The 22,013-nt window shown below is 60.4% G+C and carries 23 protein-coding genes; 14 read left to right on the top strand and 9 right to left on the bottom strand.

All coding sequences use genetic code 11. The annotated features are described in order from the left end of the window. Positions 1-29 precede the first annotated feature (29 nt). From PQR62_RS02135 to PQR62_RS02110, 6 genes are all read left to right on the top strand, one after another. Positions 30-776 (top strand): ABC transporter permease, encoded by a 747-nt coding sequence (locus PQR62_RS02135; RefSeq protein ID WP_408154296.1) that lies wholly within the window; start codon positions 30-32, stop codon positions 774-776. A 28-nt stretch (positions 777-804) separates the two neighbouring features. Then, complete coding sequence (locus PQR62_RS02130; RefSeq protein ID WP_408154294.1) at positions 805-1,326, top strand: flavin reductase; 522 nt, start codon at positions 805-807, stop codon at positions 1,324-1,326. Positions 1,327-1,408: 82 nt separating this feature from the next. Next, complete coding sequence (locus PQR62_RS02125) at positions 1,409-1,972, top strand: nuclear transport factor 2 family protein (RefSeq protein ID WP_408154292.1); 564 nt, start codon at positions 1,409-1,411, stop codon at positions 1,970-1,972. A gap of 124 nt (positions 1,973-2,096) precedes the next feature. Further along, positions 2,097-3,023 carry an NADP-dependent oxidoreductase gene (locus PQR62_RS02120; RefSeq protein WP_408154290.1) on the top strand — a complete coding sequence of 309 codons (927 nt, stop codon included), beginning with the start codon at positions 2,097-2,099 and terminating at the stop codon, positions 3,021-3,023. Positions 3,024-3,097: 74 nt separating this feature from the next. Beyond that, the gene (locus PQR62_RS02115) at positions 3,098-3,922 is read left to right on the top strand and encodes an alpha/beta fold hydrolase (protein WP_408154288.1); all 825 of its coding nucleotides are present in this window, start codon (positions 3,098-3,100) and stop codon (positions 3,920-3,922) included. Between the two features lie 253 nt (positions 3,923-4,175). Further along, a complete protein-coding gene (locus PQR62_RS02110) occupies positions 4,176-5,771 on the top strand; it encodes a methyl-accepting chemotaxis protein (RefSeq protein WP_408154286.1) in 1,596 nt (531 codons plus the stop codon). Between the two features lie 125 nt (positions 5,772-5,896). Here the strand turns inward: PQR62_RS02110 and PQR62_RS02105 are convergent, their stop codons facing one another. After that, the gene (locus PQR62_RS02105) at positions 5,897-6,289 is read right to left on the bottom strand and encodes a VOC family protein (RefSeq protein WP_408154284.1); all 393 of its coding nucleotides are present in this window, start codon (positions 6,287-6,289) and stop codon (positions 5,897-5,899) included. A 279-nt stretch (positions 6,290-6,568) separates the two neighbouring features. Here PQR62_RS02105 and PQR62_RS02100 point away from each other — a divergent pair, with 279 nt between their 5' ends. From PQR62_RS02100 to PQR62_RS02075, 6 genes are all read left to right on the top strand, one after another. Further along, positions 6,569-7,162: a TetR/AcrR family transcriptional regulator gene (locus tag PQR62_RS02100; protein WP_408154282.1), complete on the top strand. Its 594-nt coding sequence runs from the start codon at positions 6,569-6,571 to the stop codon at positions 7,160-7,162. Between the two features lie 568 nt (positions 7,163-7,730). After that, on the top strand, positions 7,731-8,360 hold the full coding sequence (locus PQR62_RS02095; RefSeq protein ID WP_408154280.1) for a DUF3313 domain-containing protein: 630 nt from the start codon (positions 7,731-7,733) through the stop codon (positions 8,358-8,360). 80 nt (positions 8,361-8,440) lie between these two features. After that, positions 8,441-9,118 (top strand): paraquat-inducible protein A, encoded by a 678-nt coding sequence (locus PQR62_RS02090; RefSeq protein ID WP_408154278.1) that lies wholly within the window; start codon positions 8,441-8,443, stop codon positions 9,116-9,118. Then, the gene (locus PQR62_RS02085; protein WP_408154276.1) at positions 9,115-9,756 is read left to right on the top strand and encodes a paraquat-inducible protein A; all 642 of its coding nucleotides are present in this window, start codon (positions 9,115-9,117) and stop codon (positions 9,754-9,756) included. Before PQR62_RS02090 ends, PQR62_RS02085 begins: the two co-directional genes overlap by 4 nt. Position 9,757: 1 nt before the next feature. After that, positions 9,758-11,410 carry a PqiB family protein gene (locus PQR62_RS02080; RefSeq protein ID WP_408154689.1) on the top strand — a complete coding sequence of 551 codons (1,653 nt, stop codon included), beginning with the start codon at positions 9,758-9,760 and terminating at the stop codon, positions 11,408-11,410. Beyond that, complete coding sequence (locus PQR62_RS02075) at positions 11,407-12,084, top strand: PqiC family protein (protein WP_408154274.1); 678 nt, start codon at positions 11,407-11,409, stop codon at positions 12,082-12,084. Before PQR62_RS02080 ends, PQR62_RS02075 begins: the two co-directional genes overlap by 4 nt. Positions 12,085-12,320: 236 nt before the next feature. On the opposite strand, the gene PQR62_RS02070 is transcribed toward PQR62_RS02075, so the two are convergent. Beyond that, on the bottom strand, positions 12,321-13,259 hold the full coding sequence (locus PQR62_RS02070; protein WP_408154272.1) for a LysR family transcriptional regulator: 939 nt from the start codon (positions 13,257-13,259) through the stop codon (positions 12,321-12,323). 66 nt (positions 13,260-13,325) lie between these two features. Between PQR62_RS02070 and PQR62_RS02065 the strand changes: the two genes are divergently transcribed. Both PQR62_RS02065 and PQR62_RS02060 read left to right on the top strand, forming a co-directional pair. After that, entirely contained in the window at positions 13,326-13,940 is a 615-nt protein-coding gene (locus tag PQR62_RS02065; RefSeq protein ID WP_408154270.1) for a LysE family translocator, read from the top strand. A gap of 145 nt (positions 13,941-14,085) precedes the next feature. Next, positions 14,086-15,111, top strand: a complete 1,026-nt coding sequence (locus PQR62_RS02060; RefSeq protein WP_408154268.1) for a LysR family transcriptional regulator — start codon at positions 14,086-14,088, stop codon at positions 15,109-15,111. Between the two features lie 17 nt (positions 15,112-15,128). Here PQR62_RS02060 and PQR62_RS02055 read toward each other — a convergent pair whose 3' ends face one another. The 7 genes from PQR62_RS02055 to PQR62_RS02025 form a co-directional block, all read right to left on the bottom strand. Next, entirely contained in the window at positions 15,129-16,064 is a 936-nt protein-coding gene (locus PQR62_RS02055; protein WP_408154266.1) for an AEC family transporter, read from the bottom strand. Continuing rightward, complete coding sequence (locus PQR62_RS02050; protein ID WP_408154264.1) at positions 16,064-17,041, bottom strand: ketopantoate reductase family protein; 978 nt, start codon at positions 17,039-17,041, stop codon at positions 16,064-16,066. The genes PQR62_RS02055 and PQR62_RS02050 overlap by 1 nt, the downstream gene beginning before the upstream one ends. 18 nt (positions 17,042-17,059) lie before the next feature. After that, on the bottom strand, positions 17,060-18,259 hold the full coding sequence (locus PQR62_RS02045) for a pyridoxal phosphate-dependent aminotransferase (RefSeq protein ID WP_408154262.1): 1,200 nt from the start codon (positions 18,257-18,259) through the stop codon (positions 17,060-17,062). 117 nt (positions 18,260-18,376) lie between these two features. Next, positions 18,377-19,114, bottom strand: a complete 738-nt coding sequence (locus tag PQR62_RS02040; protein ID WP_408154260.1) for an amino acid ABC transporter ATP-binding protein — start codon at positions 19,112-19,114, stop codon at positions 18,377-18,379. Then, on the bottom strand, positions 19,111-19,830 hold the full coding sequence (locus PQR62_RS02035) for an amino acid ABC transporter permease (protein WP_408154258.1): 720 nt from the start codon (positions 19,828-19,830) through the stop codon (positions 19,111-19,113). The genes PQR62_RS02040 and PQR62_RS02035 overlap by 4 nt, the downstream gene beginning before the upstream one ends. Further along, on the bottom strand, positions 19,827-20,522 hold the full coding sequence (locus PQR62_RS02030) for an amino acid ABC transporter permease (RefSeq protein ID WP_408154256.1): 696 nt from the start codon (positions 20,520-20,522) through the stop codon (positions 19,827-19,829). Before PQR62_RS02030 ends, PQR62_RS02035 begins: the two co-directional genes overlap by 4 nt. Before the next feature lie 99 nt (positions 20,523-20,621). Further along, a complete protein-coding gene (locus PQR62_RS02025) occupies positions 20,622-21,461 on the bottom strand; it encodes a transporter substrate-binding domain-containing protein (RefSeq protein WP_408154254.1) in 840 nt (279 codons plus the stop codon). Positions 21,462-22,013 lie beyond the last annotated feature (552 nt).

Genomic DNA, 22,013 nt, shown 5'->3' with positions numbered 1-22,013 from the left:
CGGCCAAGCCATCCAGTTTAGGAAAGAGTATGAAAGCAATGCGCCCGTTTCTGATTTCGGTGGTCGCCATCGTCGGTGGCCTGGTGCTATGGCAGCTGGTTTCGATGACCACCTCGCCGCTGTTCCTGCCATCGGTCTCGGTGACCTGGGCTGCCGCGCTGGAACTGATCAGCGACGGCACTCTGCAACAATCGGTACTGGCCTCCTCGGGCCGTATTCTGGCCGGCTGGGGCACGGGCGTGCTGATCGGTGTGCCGCTCGGTATCTTCATGGGCCGCTTCGAGCTGGTGCGCCAGTTGCTCGATCCGTACATCGAGTTCTTCCGCTTCATCCCGCCGATCGCCTTCGTCACGCTTGCAGTGATCTGGCTCGGCCCTGGCGAGTTGTCGAAGATCGCACTGATCTTCTACACCACCGTATTTATCGTGACGCTCAATACCATCGCCGGTGTGCAGGCGGTCAACCCGCTGCGTCTGCGTGCAGCTTCGTCGCTGGGCGCCGGCCAGTTGCAGATCCTGACCACCGTGATCCTGCCATCGACCGTGCCGTTCATGGTCACCGGCGCACGTATCGCCATGGGCAATTCTTTCCTGACCGTGGTCTCCGCTGAAATCGTCTCGGCGCGTGAAGGTCTGGGCGCACTGATCTGGACCGCCCGCAACTTCAGCCGTACCGAGTGGGTGTTCGTCGGCATCATCGCGCTGGGTTTGCTGGGCTATCTGTTCGACCGCGTCTTGCGCGTGGCGACCAGGAAACTGCTCAAGCGCTATCTGTAAGTGTGGCAAGTGAGAGCCGGAGCCCCAAATGAAAACCGACATGACGCAGGATCCATCAGTAAAGCAGGCCTTTCGCGAAGCGATGAGCCGGCTCGGCGCGGCGGTCAACATCGTCACCACCGACGGTCCTGCCGGCCGTCACGGCCTGACCGTTTCGGCGGTCTGCAGTGTGACCGATGAACCGCCGACGCTGCTGGTCTGCGTCAACCAGAGCGCCGCTTCGCATGACGTCATCAGGCAGAACGGTGCTCTGTGTGTGAACGTGCTGGGCGCACATCAGGAGGCTCTGTCGAATGCGTTCGGCCGGCGCGGCATGGATGTCGCCGAGCGCTATGCCGCAGGCGAATGGGGCATGCTCAGCAGCGGTGCGCCGGTGCTGGTCGATGCCGCCGTCAATCTGGATTGCAGGATCAGCCGGGTAGAGCAGATCGGCACGCACAGTGTGTTCTTCTGCAGCGTGGTTGACATTGCCGTTGCCGCAGAACCGCACGGCCTGATCTATTTCAACCGGCTCTATCATCCGCTTGGCGGCTTGCCGAAGGCGGCGTGAATCAGTTCTGATCCACTGCAAAAAAATAAAGCATCAGGAGCATTGCGCGCCTGAGTTCCACGTATCCGAAACAAGGGAAAAAATGAGCGAAGCATCCACTGTCAGCAACGACATCATCGAACTCAAGCGCCGGCTCAACGTGCTGGAAGCCGAAGCCGACATCCGCCGCATTCAGGCGCGCTACATGTTCCTGTGCGACACGCCATGCCCGGAGCCGGTGGCGTCGGATGACGAACGCATCGAGAAGATTCTGGAGCTGTATTCGGAAGATGCGATCTGGGAAGGCGTCGGCGAATACTACAAGGGCCAGTTCGGCCAGGCCGTGGGCAAGGCCGCGATCCGCAAGCATTTCCAGGCTTTCTGGGGCCAGAAGAAAGATCCGGAACTGCTGCTCAATGTGCACTACCTGACGTCCGAGCAGATTCATGTCAACGGCGATGAGGCCGATGGCCAATGGGTGCATTGCCAGCCCTGGATTTTCGGCGACGGTTCTTCGCTGCTGCGTTCCAGCCGCCTCAACAATCTGTTCAGGAAGGTCGACGGTGTGTGGAAGATTTCGCGCACCCGTACCGAGAACGTGTTCGTGGCGCCGCTGACCAAAGGCTGGGCCAACAACGTACCGACTTATTCGGAACTGATGCGTTGATCAATTCAGCTCCGTGATTGGCAAAACAGTCCATTGAAAAAGCCGCTCGGCTGAGTGGCTTTTTTTTCGCGGTGAGATATTCAGGTTCGCTCAGACAGAGCGGCAATTGGTGGCGGATACATGCATGCGCGCAATTCAGTTCAAGGAATATGGTTCTCCCGACGTGCTCAAGCTGCTTGAGCTGGAGCAGGGCGAAGTCGGCAAACAGGATTTGCGCGTCCGCATGCTGGCGGCCGGCGTCGCACCGGTCGATACCAAAATACGCGCCGGCCTGCTGCAGGCGCAGTTGCCGATTGCGCTGCCGAAAATTCCGGGGCGCGACGGCGTCGGTATCGTCGAAGCCATCGGCAGCGAAGTGAGGCGTTTCTCAGTCGGCGACACCGTGTGCGTGATGGCCGACATGCTGAGCGGCGGCACCAGCGCCGAGGTGATCGTGGTGGCCGAGCAGCGCGCCGTGCTCAAGCCTGTCAACCTGTCGCGCCACGAAGCGGCGGCGCTGCTGCAACCCGGCATCAGCGCATGGATTCCTGTCGTGCAGGTCGCCGCGATTCAGCCCGGCATGAAAGTGCTGGTGCACAGCGGTTCCGGCGCGGTCGGCAGTCTGATGGTGCAACTGGCGGCGCATCTCGGCGCCGAGGTGACGAGCACTTGCCGCGCGGCCAATGTCGACTACGTGCTGGGGCTGGGTGCGCAGCATGCGATTGCCTACGACCACGGAGATTTCGGCACGTTGCGCGATCAGGATGTGGTGTTCGATCTGGTCGGCGGCGCCACGCATGAACGTTCTTATCCGGTTCTGAAAAAGGGCGGTCATCTGGTCTGGCTGATGGCCGGGCCCATCGTCGACCGCGCCGACGAGTTCGGCGTGCGCGTGACGCGCGCCATGATCAGCGATCAGCAAAGCGTGCTGCAGGCAGTCGCCGATCTGGCGCAGCAGGGCGTGCTGCGGCCGCGCGTAAGCGAAGTACGGCCGCTGGCCGATGCCGCCGGCGCCCATGCGGCACTGGAGCGCGGGCAGATTACGCGCGGGCGGCTGGTGCTGGATATCTGAGTGCGGGCGTTTTGTACGTAGCACTGTTCTTCAAATCTTCAAATTTCAATCATGAACCATCAGGCGAATCCGATATGACGACTTCCAGCACCACCTTGCCCGCAGTACACCGTCGCTTTGTTGAAACCGCTTCCGGCGCCATACATATCGCCACGGCAGGCGCAGGATTTCCTCTTTTGCTGCTGCATCAGACGCCGCGTTCCTGGGACGAATTCCGCGATGTCATTCCCTTGCTGGCGCAGAAGTTCAAGGTCATCGCCATGGATACCATCGGCTTCGGCGATTCCTGTCGGCTGCCGATGGCCGAGCACTCCATCGAGCGCTGGGCACGGGTTTCCTTTGAATTGCTGGATGCGCTCGGCATTCAGCATGCGGCGGTAGCCGGCCATCACACCGGCGCAGTCACCGCGCTGGAGATGGCGGCCAGCCAGCCCCAGCGTATCTCGGCGCTGGTACTGTCCTCATGCCCGCTCAACGATGCGGCGCGCCGCGCCGCGCATGCCGGTCGTCGCACGATTGACGAAGTGGAACGTGCGACTGACGGCAAGCATCTCACCGAGCTGTGGAGCCGGCGCCAGCCTTACTACCCGGCCGGCAACATCGAGCTGATGGAGCGTTACATCGTTGATGCCGTCAAGGCCGGCGACATGGCTTCGCATGGTCATCATGTCGTGTCGCATTACGTGATGGAAGAGCGCCTTCCCCTGCTCGCATCGCCCACGCTGCTGATCCAGGCGACCGACGATCCGCATGCTTCGCCTTATGCGCCCAAGCTGGCCGCAGCGATCCCGGGCAGCAAGCTGGTGGCGATCAAGGGCGGCATGGTGCCGCTGCCGGATCAGCTGCCGCAGGAATTCTCAGACGTGGTTGCCGCATTCCTCATGGACCAGAATCTGTAGTCCTGATCTTGCCTTTCTGATCCGGATTGCCGGAGCGACGTCTGCGAAGCCGTTCCCGGCATTTCCTTTCAGTTTGCTTGCAGTCCGATTGCAAACTGCTTTCATTCTGAAGGCATGTGCTTCGCCGGGCACAGCCTGGCGGTTGCGCGCTCTTTTCCCCCGAATAAAAATTGTAGAATCTGCGAGCAGGGCAAGCAGCTTCGCCCTGACTACATATAAATAAACCGATCTTGTTCAATTCAGGGGACGCTTAGTGAAACTTCGTACGAGAATTATTCTCTTGTGTGCGCCGACGCTGCTCGGCATTGTGATCATCGCGATGGTTTCGCTGAACACATTAAAGAAAACCATGCTGGACGAGCGCGAGGCGCAATTGTCCTTGCTGGTCACGCTGGCCAAGGCATCGATGGAGAAAATCCACGGCGAAGAAAAGTCGGGCAAGCTGACGCGCGAACAAGCGCAGGCGCAAGCCAAGCTGATCATCGGCAGCTTCGCCAAGGATCAGAATTACTTTTTCGTGCGTGGCTATACCGACGACTTCAACTATGTACATCCGAATCCCAAGCGGGTCGGCATCCAGGACAAGACCGCGAAGGAAGACGGCGACCGCTATCGCGCTGCGCTGGCCGGGCGTGAGATCGGACTGCTGCAGGCTGAAGGCACGCGTCCCAACACCGTGGAAAAAGTGCAGAAGCTGTACGCCGTGACCAGGTTCGAGCCCTGGGACTGGACGGTCGGTTTCGGCGCCTACATCGACGACATCAACCAGGCCTTCTACCGCAATGCATTGCTGCTGTTGCTGATCGGCGGCGTACTGATGGCCATCATTGCTGCCATCGCCGTCTACATGTTGCGCGCGATTCTGGCGCAGCTCGGCGGTGAGCCGGCCAATGCCATGGGCATCGTCGAGCGCATTTCACAGGGCGACCTCTCGACGGAAATCGCGCTGCGCGGCAACGACCGCCACAGCCTGCTGCGCTCGATCAAGGTCATGCGCGACAGCCTGTCCGGCATTGTCAGCGGCGTGCGCAGCGGCACCGATACGATTGCCACGGCCTCCAATCAGATCGCCGCCGGCAATCTCGATCTGTCTTCACGCACCGAGCAACAGGCCAGCGCGCTGGAAGAAACCGCTTCCTCGATGGAAGAACTGACTTCCATCGTGCGCCAGAATGCGGACAACGCCAGGCAAGCCAATCAACTGGCGGCATCGGCTTCCAGCGTTGCGCTCAACGGCGGCGAAGTGATTGAAAAGGTGGTCGGCACCATGGCCGCGATCAACGAGTCTTCACGCAAGATCGTCGACATCATCGGCGTGATCGACAGCATCGCCTTCCAGACCAATATTCTGGCGCTCAATGCCGCAGTCGAAGCTGCACGCGCCGGCGAACAGGGGCGCGGCTTTGCCGTGGTGGCTTCCGAGGTGCGCACGCTGGCGCAGCGCAGTGCCAGCGCCGCCAAGGAAATCAAGGCGCTGATCGATGACTCGGTCAGCAAAGTCAACGCAGGTTCGGCGCTGGTGGGGCAGGCCGGCACGACCATGCAGGAGATCGTCGCCAGCGTCAGACACGTGTCCGATGTGGTGGCGGAAATCAGCGCCGCCAGCCAGGAACAAAGCTCGGGCATTGAAGAAGTCAACCGCGCCGTAACGCAGATGGACGAGGTCACGCAACAGAATGCCGCGCTGGTGGAGCAGGCCGCTGCGGCCGCCGCTTCCATGCAGGAGCAGGCCGCCGGTCTGGCGCAACTGGTGAGTGTGTTCGTGCTGGACGAGCATGCTGCAAGCGGCGCTGCAGCGCCGGCTTATTCTTCATCCGCATCCGCCGGCAGAAAGCTGAGTCAGCGTTGAGGTGATGAATGGGTGATCCGATGAGGAGCGGCAAAGATTAGCCATTCCTCAACGATCATCCGGCATCGTTTTGAAGTGCAGCCCTCGTTTCCTGAAGCTGTTTCGCAATATGCGGAGCAGCTTTTTTATTTTGGCGCAGGCAAATGGCAGACCGCCTCGATGTTGTGTCCATCGGGATCGAGCAAGAAGGCGCCGTAGTAGTCAGGATGATAGTGCGCGCGCAGGCCGGGCGCGCCGTTGTCGCGTCCGCCCGCTTGCAGACCGGCGGCATGGAAGGCGTCCACGATTTTGCGATCCGTCACGCGAAAGGCCACGTGCAGCGGCGGCACGTTCGGTGTGCCCTTGCTGATCCAGAAGTCAGGCTTGCCCTGTTCGCCGAAGCCGGCGACATCGGTATGTCCCGTCACTGCGGCCGGAAACTCGGCCAGCAACTCATAGCCGATGGCGGCAAAGGCCGCGCGGTAAAAATTCTTGCTCTTGTCAAAATCGCTGACGATGACGCCGGTGTGATCGATCATTCGTTGTCTCTCTTGTTCTGGAAGGAGTGGAGGGGCGAGCTGCCGTGTCTTGGCAGCGACGCCCGGCGCTATATTAGGTGGGTGATTGTTCTCTGTAAATAGGCGAAGCGAGAGCAGCAAAACTGCAGGCTGAAAGCAAGCGCAGCAATAGAACGCAAGCCTGCGTGCAGCGGGGCGAGTGCAATAAACTGCAAAAACAGACTGCCTAGATTGTTTCCGACTCCATTCCGCGTTATCGTCATGCCTTTCGCGGCATGCTGCCCGCACTCAGATCAGGCTATGGACAACACCACCCGTTCGGAACGATCCCGCAATCTCGTCATTCAGGCTGCGCTCACCATCATTGCGCGCGACGGCGCCGGCAAGCTGACGCTGGATGCCATCGCACGCGAAGCCGGCATCAGCAAGGGCGGGCTGATGCATCAGTTCCGCAGCAAGGGGGCCGTATTGCAGGCGCTGCTGGAACATCAGGTCGAGTACTTCGAGAAATTCTCGGGCGACTACATGGCCAACGACGGCGCGGCGTCGCCTGAGCCTCATCTGACCACGCAGATCGAAGTCGCGCGCGAGGCGATCTCGCAGCCGCAATCGGTGGCCTTCGCGATTCTCGGCGCCATCGGAGAAGAGCCGGGGCTGTTGTCCATGTTCCGCGACATCGATGCCAGCAAACTGGCGGCGATCAAAGCCGAAGCCGCCGATCCCGAGATGGCGACGCTGCGCTGGATGGCGGCGCGCGGTCTGTTGCTGTCTGCGCTGTTCGGATTGTGCCCCTTGTCCGATGAAGAGCGCGAGCAACTGTTCGATCATCTGCGCGACAGCAAGCGCTGGGAGACTTTGGCCAGGGCCGCAAAGAAACGCAGCACAAAAAAATAAGCGCATCCACGGCGACATGGCATTTCGGGCGCTGGCCGCATCCGACCGCCGCGTTACGCCTCTCTCTTCTCCCTTCGGCTTGCGCCATGTCCAAGCCGTTTTTTCTGCGGCCAGCTCCGGCGAATCCTGCATCCACATTCTCTTCAGGCAAGCATCTCCGTTTCCTCTTGCACTTAAAAACGCGAGTTGTTGTTCCTCGTCCTTCTTTTTGTAAAAACCGACCAGACGGTTTGCAAATTGATTTTTCGATGCTATATTGCATCCCAGATTCGGTGCCGATGCGTGATGCACGCGTTTGATCGCAAGCGCGATGGATATTCCCGGGCAAGCCGGCGATGCCATGCGCGACATCTTCATCCGACGCGCTGACTCAGGAAGTCAAGACTCGCTGTCTCGCGCTGACGGCGGGCGCATGCCTGATCCGGCATGTTGTTGCCATGTTGTTCATCCGCTATTTATTTATCTGCTGTTCGTCTGTTTACCCAAATCAGGCGCTGCCTTGCATCGTCCTGAATTATTGAAAGGAATTGAAATGACTCTCCCCGGCACAGCAAAACGGATGGCCCTCATGGCCTTGTTCAGTCTGGCACTGGCGGCATGCAGCAGCACCAAGCCGGTCGCCTATTCTGGTATTTCGTCGTCGCCGATGCTCACGGCGAATGCGAATGACGATTCAGGTCGCGTGCCTTACAGCTACTCGACGCCGGTGGACTGGAAGCGCTACAACTCCGTCATCATCGAACCGGTGAGCATCTATCGCGGCGCCGATCAGCAATTCGGCGACATGTCGGAAAAAGACAAGGCCACGCTGGCCAGCTACATGCAAGGCCAGTTCACCGACAAGCTGCGCAGCCGCTTTACGCTGGTCAATACCGCCACCGCAAATACCTTGCGCGTGCGCATCACGCTGACCGGCGCCGTGACCAATACGCCGGTGCTCGGCACGCTGTCGCGCTTCGACATAGCCGGCGGCATCTACAACGGCGTGCAGACTGCGCGCGACCGCGAAGGCAGCCTGACCGGCTCGGTGATCTATTCGGTCGAGATCTATCAGGCTGCTGATGATCGTCTGCTCAATGCCTATATCACCAAGCAATTCCCCAGCCCCTGGAATCTGGGCGCCAGCATGGGCTCGCTTGCCGCCTCCAAGGCCGGCATAGAGAAGGGCGCAGACGCACTGGTGGCGCAACTGAAATAAAGAGGGCTGAGGTGCGGCCGGCTGAGCTTAGTCTCGCCGGCCGGCCGCAGCACCACAGATTACGTCGCCACACCGCCGAAATGAAAACGCGCCCTTACACCCTGGTACGCAGGGAGGCTGCCGATGTCCGGACAGCGGAAGCCGAACGCACCGATCTGATTGCCTGCGAATATTGCGACGCGGTGCACCAGCGTGCGGCGCTCGCCTTGCGCGAGCACGCCTCCTGCCTGCGCTGCGGCAGTCCGCTGTATCGCGAAAGCAGCGCTGCGCGACGCCGCATGCTGCCGCTGGTGATTGCGGCACTGATCCTGTTCTGTCTCAGCAATCTGTATCCGATCGCCGAGATCAACATCAAGGGCATGCGTGCCGAGACCACCTTGTGGGGCGCCATCAGCAAGCTGTACGCGGGGCAGATGGCGCCGATCGCTGTGTTGATGTTTGTCACCACCATTCTGTTTCCGCTGGCCGAGCTGCTGATGATGCTGTATCTGCTGCTGGGTACGCGCCAGTATCGTCTGCCCTGGGGCTTTCGCCACGTCGCGCATGCGCTGCATCGCATCCGGCCCTGGGGCATGATCGAGGTCTACATGCTCGGCATGCTGGTCACGCTGACCAAGCTCTCCAGCATGGCGGAAGTGGTGCCGGGCATTGCGCTCTGGTCGTTCGGCCTGCTGGTGCTGGTATTGGCCGCGATGCTGTCATTCGATCCGCGCGATCTGTGGCAGCAGGTCAGGCCGGGATCGGACAAGCCGGCATGAGCGCACCTCATCGTTTCATCCCCACAGCGCGTTCCATGGGCCTGGTGGCCTGCCATGCCTGTCAGCTTCTCAGTCCGCGCTTCCTGACCGGCCGCCGCTGCCCCCGCTGCGGCGCGCATCTCCGGCATCGAAAGCCGGAAGGTCTGCTGCGGAGCTGGGCCTTTCTGATCGCCGCCATGATCCTGCATGTGCCGGCCAATCTCTTGCCCATCATGAGCACGCAATCGGTGTTCGGGTCTTCGCGCGATACGGTGTTTTCCGGCGTAGTGTATGTCTGGCTGTCCGGTTCGCGTGCGCTGGCGCTGCTCATTCTGATTCCCAGCATCGTGGTGCCCATCATGAAGATGATGAGCCTGTTCCTGCTCTTGATGTCGGTTCATTTTCGCGCTACCTGGCGCTTGCGCCAGCGCACCCGGCTCTACCGGCTGCTGGAGACGATAGGACGCTGGTCGATGCTGGACGTGTTCGTGGTGGCGCTGCTGGCGGCGCTGGTGCACGCCGGCCGCCTGGCGACCATCGTTCCCGGCCCCGGCGCGCTGGCCTTTGCTGCAGTGGTCGTGCTGACCATGCTGGCCTCGCTGAGTTTTGATCCCCGCCTGTTGTGGGATGCACTGGAAGAAAATCATGAGCAGCAATGACATGCCGGATGTTTCCGAGGCAGCGCCATCTATCCATCCGCCGCAGCCGGAAATCAGCCGCCGTACACGCTGGCTGCCTTCACTGGTATGGCTGATCCCTATCGTCGCGGCACTGGTGGGACTGTCCTTGCTGGTCCACACGCTGGCGCAGCGCGGGCCCGAAATCACGGTGAGCTTCCGCACCGCCGACGGTCTTACGCCCGGCAAGACGGCGGTGCGTTACAAGGCCGTGGAGATCGGGCTGGTCAAGTCGGTGCAACTGGCGCCGGATCAGTCGCACGTGCTGGCGACGATTGCGCTGGCCAGTTCGGCCGAGAGTTTTCTGGCGAGAGACACACGCTTCTGGGTGGTACGCCCGCGCTTCGCGGTGTCCGGTATTTCCGGACTGGATACCTTGTTGTCGGGCGCTTATATCGGCGTCGATGCGGGAAAATCGCCTAATCGCGCCACTGTATTCAACGGACTTGAGGTGCCGCCGCCGGTGACCAGCGATGCCTCCGGCAAGCAATTTGTCTTGCGCGCGCAGGATCTGGGTTCGCTGGATATCGGCTCGCCGGTCTACTACCGGCGCGTGCAGGTCGGGCAGGTAGTGGCTTACCAGCTGGAGCCGAATGGTCTCGATCTGTCGCTGCGTGTATTCATCAACAAGCCTTACGACGCGCTGGTGACCGCCGATACCCGCTTCTGGCACGCCAGCGGCATCGATATCAAACTGGACGCCGGCGGCATCAAACTCAATACCGAGGCGCTCGCCACGGTGCTGATGGGCGGCGTCGCGTTTCAGGCGCCGGACATTCCGTACACTGCCGGCATAACTCCGGCCGCCGGCAGCGCTCAGGAAAACAGGCAATTCACGCTGGCCGCCGATCGCAGCGAAGCGATGAAGGCGCCCGACGAACTGATTCCGCAACTGGCGGTGCTCAATTTCGATCAGTCGGTGCGCGGCTTGTCGCCCGGCGCGCCGCTGGATTTTCGCGGCATCGTGGTGGGGCAGGTGCGTTCCATCGGGGTTGAATATCTGCGTGACAAAAAGAGTTTTCGCTTCCCGGTGGTGGTCGAGATTTATCCTTCGCGCATCGGCCTCGATCAACGTGAGCTGGCCGACAAGAAATACGCGCGCGACATCGCCGAGAGCATGAACCGGCGCGGCATGCGCGCCCAGCTGCGCAGCGGCAATCTGCTGACCGGACAACTCTACATCGCTTTCGACTTCTTCCCGCAAGCACCGCCGGCCAGCGTGAATGTGGATGGCCCCATGCCCGAGCTGGCGACCACACCCGGCACCCTCGATGAAATCCAGACCCGGCTGGGCGACATCATCAAGCGGCTCGACCAGGTGCCTTTCGACCAGATCGGCCGGCAGGTGCAGAGCACCATGGCGGGGCTCACGCAGATGCTGGGCCATGCCGATCAGCTGATGTCGCACATGGACGGCGAGCTGTTGCCGCAGGCGGCAGAGACCTTGCAGGATGCGCGCCGCGCTTTGCAGGCGGCCGACGGTGTGCTAAATGCCGATGCGCCTTTGCAGCAGGATGCGCGAAGCAGCTTGCAGGAACTGACGCGCGCCGCCGCCTCATTGCGCAATCTGACCGATTATCTGGAACGCCATCCGGAAGCGTTGATACGCGGCAAAGCCGCTCAGGAGCAGCCATGAGGACGCCTCTCGATCTGCGGGCCGCGGCATTGATCGCGTCGGCCGCCTGCGTACTTGGCGCTTGCGCTTCGCCCGAACCGCGTTATTACACGCTGGCGTGCGCGCATGAGCTCGACGGCGCCGCTGCCATTGCTCCCATCGCCGTGCATGGGAGCGAAGCGATCGCGATAGAAGTGAGTCCGGTGCGGGTGCCCGAACGTCTGAATCGCCCTCAACTCATGCTCAACAATAATGACGGCACGCTCAGGCTGCTGGAACAGGATCGCTGGGCCGCGCCTTTGCCGGACGAGCTGCGTGAGGGATTGTCGCGGCAGTTGGAGCGACAGCTGGGTGCCGTGGATACTTATCGGAAAACCGCATTTGGCAAGACGCCCGCTTATCGTGTGAGCGCCGAACTCGGCTACATGGATCTGACGCCGGATAAACGCTTCGCCGGCGGCATGCAATGGACGCTGCAGCATCTCGCAGATAAGAAAATCGTCAGCGGCCGTACCCGGCTGGCGGTGCCGGTGGATGCAAGCATCAATGCCATGGTGCAGGCCGCGCGCCGCTTGCTCAGCAACACTGCGGCCGACATTGCCGTCGCTGCCCGGGGCATGAAGACGACACGCTCGACCACCGATGCGGTATGGATTGAGAGCGCCGGCACGCAGAGTCAGGATGAGAGTCAATAAATCAAAGACTGAAATCGAGTTTTTGTTGCTCGAACGATTAAGCGGCTGCCCGGCATGCCGGCAAATGAGATATCAGGGAATCATGCGCAATGCGCCGGACCGCAGCGGCTGCAACTGGCATCTTCCCTTCAGCGTTGAGCACATCCGGGAGTTCGAACAGGCCCGACGGTGTTGTCATCACATGCGCGAATTCATCGCTGAACTGCAGGAGGCTTACAACTTGTTCGATTTTCCTTTCATGCAGCACGAGGGCCTTCAGCAGCCATGCCCCTGATCCATTCCAGCAGATCGCCTTGCGGGCTGCCTGCAGTCAGCTCGGTCTGAGACAGCAGGCAATAGTTGGAGCCGTCGTTGATGAAGCCGAGCGGCGCGGCCAGCACGCCGGATGCGATATCGTCGCGCACCAGGTGCCAGGGGCCGATCGCCACACCCAGTCCCGCCACCGCCGCCTGCAGGCTGAAGTAGAAGTGGTCGAAGGACTGCTCCGCTGCATTCGGCAGCGTCTTGCCGGCCAGCTGCGCCCACTCCTGCCATGCCTCGGGGCGTGTCCGTGTGTGCAGCCGCGGCGCATTGGCGCGCAGGCCGGGACTGCGTGCGGTGAACCAGTCCGCCACTTTGTCGGGCCGGCATACCGGACCGACTTTTTCTGCAAACAGCACTTCGGCATGCAGGCTGTCCGGCCAGGAAAAATCGTCGCGCCGGATTGCCAGATCGATGCCGCTGCCAAATGAAAATGGACCGCCGCCCGCCACCAGATGCACATTCAGATCGGGCTGGCGCTGCTGAAAATCGGTCCAGCGCGGAATCAGCCAGCGCATCAGCAGTGTGGGTTCGCAGGACAGCACCCATTGATGCGACTGCCGTGCGCTGGCGCGCAACTCTCTCACCGCGCTTTGCATCAGACCCAGGCCTTCATGCACGGCGCGCGCCAGACGGCGACCGGCCTCGGTCAGAAACACGCGACGCTGTTTTCGTTCGAACAAGGCCAGACCCAGATCGTCTTCCAGCGTGCGCACTGCGCGGCTGATTGCGCCATGCGTCAGATGGAGTTCGGCCGCTGCCTGCGTGAAGTTCTCCAGACGCGCGGCGGCTTCGAAGCAGCGCAGGGCCTGCAGGGATGGCAATCGCTCATCGGCTATCAGTGAGTTTTGCTCACCATCATGGTCAGAATTCATCGTTAGTCATCGTCCTGTTTTATGAATAGCATGCTGTCACCTGGCATTTTATAGAAAGAGCGGATCATGACCGAATTGTTAGCTGTCATCACCATTACTGTACTGGCCGTAATCAGCCCCGGGCCGGATTTTGCCATGGTCACGCGCAACAGTCTGATGCTGTCGCGCCGCGCCGGCGTGCTGACCGCGCTGGGCATAGGCGCCGGTGTGCTGGTGCATGTGGCCTACACCATCCTCGGCGTCGGCCTGCTGATTCAACAATCATTATTGCTGTTCAATCTCATCAAGCTGATCGGCGCGGTGTATCTGGTTTATCTCGGGGTAAAGATGATGCGCAGCACATCCTCAGACCAGCCGGCCGACCAGCGCGCCGCGCCTCTGTCCGATCTGGCAGCCTTGCGCATCGGTTTCTTGACCAATGCACTGAATCCAAAAACCACGATATTCATCGTCAGCCTGTTCATGCAGGTGGTCGGCAGCGCCACGCCGCTGAGCGTACAGCTCGGCTACGGCGCTTTCATCTCAGCCGCCCACATTGCCTGGTTTGCACTGGTCGCAGTCTGTTTCTCTGCCGGCAAGGTGCGTGAAAAGCTGTTGGCGGTACGCCATTGGATAGACCGCAGCTTCGGTGCTGTGCTGGTGCTGTTTGGCATTACGCTGGCGGCGAACGGATCGAGGTGAGACGGGCGGGCTGTTTTCCACGACATTCAGCGTTGTCTGCTTGCCATGCGGCGAGCCCGTCAGCGACTGTCTTTCCGGCGGCTATTTATTGGCACAGTTCTTGCGAAAAGAGTCGCACCTGCGACCACATAGGACGACCGACTATATGGCACTTCACAATCCCACGATCAAGCAGCTTGAAGCTTTTTGCTGGAGCGCAAAGCTGGGTAGCTTTCAAGCCGCTGCAGCCCATCTTTGCACTTCCCAATCGGCCGTCGCCAAACGCGTCACCGAGCTGGAAAACCTCCTGGGGGCGCAGTTGATCGAGCGTTCCTGCCGTAAACCTAAGCTCACGGCGCAAGGTGAAAGCCTGCTGATCAGAGCGGAAGATGTGCTGACTGCCAATAGCAAATTGCTCACTTCAATGAGTCACATTGCGGCGTATCAGGGCAAGGTGAAGCTGGGTGTTTCTGAACTTGTTTCTCTGACTTGGCTCCCAAAACTGGTGCAGAGCATTCGGGCTGATCATGTCGGCGCTCTCCTTGAAATGGAAGTCAACTGCGGTACCAGTTTGCTTGCCGGTTTACGCGAAGGCATGATAGACGCGGCGATTCTGCCCGGCGCCATGTTCGATCGCGAGTTTGAAAGCATATCGATCGGTCACGAGGAATTCTGTTGGCTCGCGAGTCCGCTTTTGGGTGTGTCAGATGAAATGTTCAGTTTGCAGGATCTGGCGCGTTATCCGGTGTTGATTCATACCGCGCAGGGCGTGTGCGGTGCCCAGGTCAATCAGCAACTGGCGGGGATTCCCAGCAAGAACACCATGACGGCCAACAGTATGGCGGTGATGGTGCAACTGGTGCTGAGCGGCATCGGGGTGAGTTTTCTGCCGTTGACTTATCTGAAGCCCTATCTGGATGTCGGCAGCCTGGTCCGCATCAATACCGAGGCTGGTGTGCAGCGCCTGCCATTTTACGTGGTCTATCGCAAGCATATGGCGCACCCGCTGGTCGATTCGATCGTCGAATCGGCCAAGCGCGTGTGCGATTTCTCATTTCCGCCGGGACCGCAAACGACGCTGTTCTCCGCCACCCGCAAACGCGCTCTTCTGGAGACTGCTGAATTGCATGCCGCGCAGCCGGAAGACATGCTGCATCGTGGAGATGAGGCGACCCAGACCCGCCTGCAATAAGACCGTGTCGTGCTGCGTCAATCGCCTGCATGTTCCAGTACCGCAAGCCACATTGTCGTCGTCAGCACCGAGATCAGCGTGCTGATTGCGACGCCAAGCGCGATCGAACCTTCGTTGGCCTTGTAGCGCATGGCGATGAGATAGGAGTTGATGCCGACCGGCATGGCTGCGAACAGCGTCGCTACGCCGGCGAATACCGGTGGCATGGAGAATACCCGGGTCGCCAGCAGCCATACCGCCAGCGGATGGATTAGCAGCTTGCCGACCGTAATCAGGCTGGTGCTGCGCCACTGGCCGCTCAGCCCGAGGCGTTGAATGGACGTGCCCAATGCGAACAGGGCGCAGGTTGACGCAGTGGCGCCGAGCGCGCCGACAATATCACGCGGCATGCCGGGAAATGTCAGTCCTGAAAAACGCGTGAGTGCGCCCAGTATCAGGGCCAGGAACATGGGATTTTTGAACAGGGAGCGGGCCACGCCTTTCATGGAATCGCCTGGCGAGGTGCCGTTCTGTGCCTCCAGCACAAAGGTGGCGGCACCCATCATCAAGGGCATATGCAAGGCTAGCAGCATGAATAGCGGTAACGCGCCGGCATCGCCGAAAGTGTGCAGAATCAGTGGCACGCCGACAAATACGGTATTCGACTGGCTGGTGGAAAATCCCAGCATCGCCGCATGCTGGCGTGGCTGCCGAAGCAGATAGCGCGCCGTCAGTCCGCACACTATCCAGGCAATCGCTGCGCCGCCGAAATAGGCTGCCCAGAAACTGGGAACCAGTTCGCCTTGTACATCGGGCCGTGTCAGCGCGTTGAAGATCAGCGCCGGCACGGCGATGGAAAAAACATATTCAGTCAGTCCCTTTTCCACGCTCTCGCTCACATAGCGGGTGCGCGCGGCCAGCCAGCCGCCGAAGATGATCGCAAAAACCGGCACGATATTGGTCAAGGCATTCATCAGTAAATCTCCAGCACTTGCGCGCGCTTGCGGGTGAGCGAAAGCACCATCTCCAGCATCGGCACCGCGACCCGTTTTATGCGGGCCAGATCGACCAGCGCACCCAGCAGGCTATCCAGCTCGGGCCTGCGCAGGGCTTCGAAGTCCTGCAGCATGGAGCTCTTGTGCTTGCCGATGCCCTTGATGTAGCCGTACTCCGTGGCCGGTGTGCTGCAGCCGGAGGCCATGGCAACCGCGATCGTTTCACGGCCCATCTGTTGCACCAGCGGCGCCAGCCCGGCGTCTTCCACGATGTCGGCGCTGCAGGCGCCGGTCAGTCCGCCGAGTGGGCCGGTGACTACGTTCATGAATAGTTTTTTCCAGATATCGTCGGCCAGCGCGGGGGAGGCGATCCCGACGCTGTCGTTTTGATTGACCAGTCCGGCCAGATAACGCACGCGTGCCGAGAGCGTGTGATCCGGTTCGCCGAAGGTGAAGGCGCCGTGCGGGCTGGAGTTCCAGATCACGCCCGGTTCAAGCACCTGGTTGGCGGAGCCGGCGATGCCGCCGATGATGCGTTCCGGGCCAGATACTGAGGACAGTGCCTGGATCACCGCCGCCACGCGCGGCGACCAGGCGCTATCCGCACCGGCGCCGGCCAGCTTCTGCAGCAGCCACCAGGGCAGGCCGTTGATCATGAACGCCACGCCGGTGCTCGCCGACAACAGAGGCGGGATCGACGTCGCGACCTGCGCCAGCGCCGTGGTCTTTACCGCCACGATGACGAAGTCCTGCGGACCCAGCGCACGGGGATCTTCTTCGGCCCTGATCTTGACAGCCCAGTCGCGACCGGCTGCGGTTTTCAGGCGCAGGCCGTTGGTGCGAATTGCAGCGAGCATGGCGCCTCTGGCGACCACGCTGACGTGCGCGCCGGCCAGTGACATCTTTACCGCCAGGTGGCCGCCGATGGCGCCGCACCCCAGAATACAGATTTTCATGGAGGGATCTCTGTCCGGTCAGACCAGCGCCGCACAGAAGCGGATCAGGCTTTGCAGGCCGGTGCGTATGTCCTGCGTCGACATCGAATACGAGAGGCGGAAATAGCCGGGCATGCCGAACGAGGCTCCGGGCACGATGGCGACGCCGGCTTCTTCAATCGCTGCTCTGGCAAACGCGGCATCGTCGGTGATGGCGGAGCCGGCCTGACTGGTCTTGCCGAACAGGCCGGTGCAGTTCACGAACAGGAAGAAGGCGCCGCCCGGCGTTGCGCAATGCACGCCGGGGATTTCCCTGATCAGCGCCAGCGCCAGATCGCGGCGTGCTTCGTAATCTTCACGGTAAACCCTGAGGTAAGGCTTGGGCTCTTCCAGCGCAGCCAGACCGGCGGCTTCGGTGATGGTGCTGGGCGCGCCGAGAATATGGCTGAGGAAGGAACCCATGGCGGTCATCACTTCCTTGGGCCCGGCGGCGAAGCCGAGGCGCCAGCCGATCATGCCGTAGCCCTTGGAAAAGCCATTGATCACGATGATGCGTCCGGCCAGATCGGGCGCCAGCGCGCTTGGCGAATAATGCTGCTGGCCGTCGTACACCAGATGCTCGTAGATTTCATCGGTGACCAGAAAAATGCGTGGATGGTCACGCAGCACCGCGAGTATCTCTTCCAGCTCCTGCTTGCTGTAGACCGCGCCGGTCGGATTGCCCGGCGAGTTCAGCAGCAGGACGCGCGTATGGGGGGTGACGGCTGCGCGCAGCGCCGTCGCCGTGACCTTGAATCCGGCCTCTTCGCCGCAGGACAGGATGACGGTGCTGGCCCCTGCCAGTTCCACCAGCGAGGGGTAGGACACCCAGTAAGGCGCGGGTACGATGATTTCGTCGCCAGCATCGCACAGCGCCATGAAGGCGGTGTACAACAGCGGCTTGGTGCCGGTGGCGACCACGATCTGATCCGGCGTGAACGTGGCCTGATTGTCTTCCGCGAATTTTTTGGCGATGGCGCGGCGCAGGGCCGGGCTGCCGGTGGCCGCACCATAGCGCGTGTCGCCGGTGGCGATTGCCCGGATGCCGGCCACGCGGATATTGTCCGGCGTCGGAAAGTCGGGCTCACCGGCCACCATCGAAATCACGGCCTGGCCTTGCGCCTTCCTCTCGTTGGCCAGCGCGATCAGGGCCATGGTCATGGATGGTTTGCTGTTGCTTGCGCGTTGGGATAATTTCATGGTGATTCTCCTCATGGATGTGCCGTCTGCAAAAATGCAGGCGCGAGTTCGCCCCTGCCGATCCGATCGGCTTTCGGTATTGCATGGATAGGCTTAGTGGCTAATCAGGTGCCTGATCTAGTGGTTGATCGAGTTCAGGAAGCGGCGTACCCGTTCATTTTCATTCCCGGTAAAGAATTGTTCTGCCGGCAGGTCTTGCAGCAGATTTCCTTGCTCCAGGAACCAGATCTGGTCTGCCGCCTGGCGCGCAAAATGCATTTCGTGCGTGACGCACATCATGGTGAGCCCCTCTTCTGCCAGCGTACGCATGGCGTTCAGCACTTCGCCGACCATTTCAGGATCAAGCGCGCTGGTCGGTTCATCGAACAGAATCAGTTTTGGCTCCATCGCCAGCACCCGGGCGATGGCTACACGCTGCTGCTGGCCGCCTGAAAGCTGGGCCGGATATTTGGCGCAATGCGCCTCCAGGCCGAGCCGGCGCAACTGAGTGAGCGCACGTGAAGCAGCTTCATCCTTCCCCATTTTCCTGACCCGTCGCAGGGCAATCGCAACATTGTCGAGCGCCGTGAGATGTTGGAATAGATTGAAGGACTGCGCCACAAATCCTATGCCGCTGCGCAGCTTGTTGACGTTGATCAGTGCATCGTGAATGTTGATGCCGTCGACAAAAATGCGTCCGCCGCTGATCGGTTCCAGCCGGTTGACCATGCGTATGAGCGTCGATTTCCCCGAACCCGATGAGCCGCACAGCACCACGGTGCTGCCTTGCCTGACGCTGGCGTTGATGCCGTTGATCACCAGGTTCTCGCCGTATTTCTTGATCACGTTGTCGAAGATGACTGCATCCTGACTCATGCTGCCGCTCCCTGCTGGCCTAGCGCCGGACTGTTCGAACGCGCCTTCTGAATACGCCCTTCGATATAGCTTGCAAAGCTGCTGAGCAGATAATTCATCGCGAAGTAGACAATTGCAATGATCAGGAACACTTCAAACGGTTGCGTGAACAGCGTGGCATTGAGCTGATTGCCGGCGAAGGCCAGTTCATTGGCGCCGATGATGTAACCCACCGAAGTATCTTTGACGATGCCGACAAACTGCGTGACGATGCTGGGCAACATGTTCATGACCACCTGCGGCAGAACGATGCTGAAGGTGCGGCTGATGTAATTCAGCCCCAGAGCATGCGCAGCTTCAATTTGTCCCTTGGGCAGCGACTCGATGCCGCCGCGCACGATCTCGGCGATATAGGCCGACTTGTAGACCACCAGCGTGCCGATCAGCGTGGTGACCGGGCCGATTTCGTGGCCGATCAGCAGGGGCAAGGCGAAGTAGGCCCAGAAGATCAGCATCAGAAATGGCATGCCGCGCATCAGTTGCACCAGTGCCCTTGCCGGCCGTACCAGGCAGTGCTTGCCCGATGTCATTGCCAGCGCCAGCGCGATCGAAACCGGGATGCACAGCAACAGGCTGGTGACGGCGATGATCAGCGTCATCGCCAGTCCGCCCAGCGGGCCGTAAGGGTATTGGCCGATCAGAAGCAGCAGCCAGTTGTCCTGAACGATCTGTATCATTTTCCGGCCCCCCACTTAGGCTTGCTCAGACGCGCGCCGGCTTTCATCAGCATGAATGAGATCGCCAGATAGATGAGGGTAGTCACTGAGTAGATGGCGAAGGTGCGATAGGTAGCATCCTGAATGGCCCGCGTCTGATAGCTCAGCTCTACTACGCCAATGGTCATGGCCAGGCTGGTCGATTTGAAGAACAGCAAGGCTTGATTCATGATGGCCGGCGCTGCCGAGCGAAGCGCTTGCGGCAGGACGATCCAGAACATCGATGACAGATAGGAAAAGCCGAGTGCGCGCGCCGCTTCGGTTTGACGTCCGTCCATCGAGCGGATACCGCTGCGCAGATCCTCCGAAATATAGGCGCCGAAGGCCGATGACATGGCGATGAAGGCAAACAGGAATTCGATGGGCTGCTTGTTGACCCAGAATCGGACGCCTTCCGGCAGCAGTTGCGGAACGCCGAAGTACCAGATGAAAATCTGGATCACCAGCGGCACATTGCGATGGTATTCGACGTACAGGGCAATCAGCCAGCGCAGCGGGCGGACCGGCAGCGCGCGCAAGACCGCCAGCACCACGCCCCAGATGAATCCGAACACGAACATGAGCACGGTCAGCTTGAGCATCTCGACGATGCCGCCGAGCAGCTGCATGCCGTAAGGCGCTTTCAGGACTGAAAGAAACTCGAATAGCTGCATGGCCGATCGGGAGCTAAGGAAATGTGGATGCCAGGGGCGGAGCCGCCCCGGACATTGCGCGTGGCGCGCCGTATTGCACGGCGATGCGGCGATGACGTGTTACTCGCCGATCTTTTCCACCTTGAAACGGCGTGTCATGTTGAACTCTGAATCCTTGCCGACGAACTTGTCGAAGATTTTGTCGAGCTCGCCCTTCTTGTCGGCATCCAGCAGTGCATCATTGACGGCGTTGACCAATGCTGTTTCACCCTTCTTGATGCCCAGACCGTAGGTCTCGGCAAAGAGCGGCGGATCGGTCAGCAAGTCGATGGCGTCCGGCGTGCCCTGTGTCCGCTTCTTGTATTGCTGCAGGAAGATTTCATTGAGCGCGACGGCGTCGACCTTGCGTTGCTTGAGCGCAAGCAATACTTGTGAGATGTCGTCGAAGGTCACCAATGTGGCTTGCGGAATTTTTTCCTTGGCCGCTGCCGCTGAAGTCGTGGCGCTGCCGGCCGCAATGCGTTTTCCTGCAAACTGGGCCCACGATGTGTAAGGTGTGCTGGCCGAATAGCCCAGCACGGTCAGCGTTTTGTAATAAGCGAAACTGAAATCGATCTGTTCTGCGCGGGCCGGAGTCCAGCCCAGCGAGCCGGCGACGATATCCACCCGGCCCTGGCTTACTTCCGGAATGCGCGCGGGCACGGCCACCACTTTCAGCTCGGGTTTGACGCCGAGATGCTGCGCAATCGTCTTGCACATCTCGATGTCGTAGCCGATCGGCTCGCGCGTCTTGGGATCCTGATAACCGAATGGCGGCACCGAGCCGAGCACGCCGCAGATCAGCGTGCCACGCTTCTTTACCTGCTCCAACTGGTCGGCATGGGCGTTTTGATTGTCGAGCAGAAACAGCAGGCCTAGCGAGAGGGAGAGGATGGTTTTCTTGTATGCCTTAGCGTCCATGGTGTCGATGTTCCGTTAATTTGGTGGGAAAAATAAGGAAACACGCGGTTGTCTGGAGCCCCGCTTGTTGGAGTCTAGTGTCAGATCTGTGCTGCAGTCGCACAAGCGAATAATTGGCAGGCGCAGGCACGAAAAAAAGTGCGATGACCGAGAGTGGCAGGCGGGAAGAAAGCTTCGGCCTTGCCGCTGCAAGACGCGCCTTACGCCCGGTGTCTCGCGCTTTGCTATCCGGACACGCGGGACGCACCGGCAGTTTCCTTGCTGGTGCTGCCGACGCCAAAAAAGCGGATGAGGATGTTGGTGTGCTCATTTGCGCACGATCGTTCATCGATGCTTTTATGGCGCGCGTGGAAGTTAAGCAACACGAAATAAGATGCTGAATTCCCGTCGTATCGGATGTCTTGTGCGGCTGGAGTTCTTTCCAGTAAAGGAGAAACGAGACAGCATGATCGTTGGCGAGGTTGACGTCAAAATGTAAGGATTTCGTGAATGCCTTAGGTTCGATTGCCAGCTTTTTATTTTTAGAGCATCATCGCCGCCGAATCAGATGAA

The sequence above is a fragment of the Herbaspirillum lusitanum genome (assembly GCF_046025995.1).
GTDB lineage: Bacteria > Pseudomonadota > Gammaproteobacteria > Burkholderiales > Burkholderiaceae_D > Herbaspirillum > Herbaspirillum lusitanum_A.
This window is presented reverse-complemented; position numbering and strand designations above follow the sequence as displayed.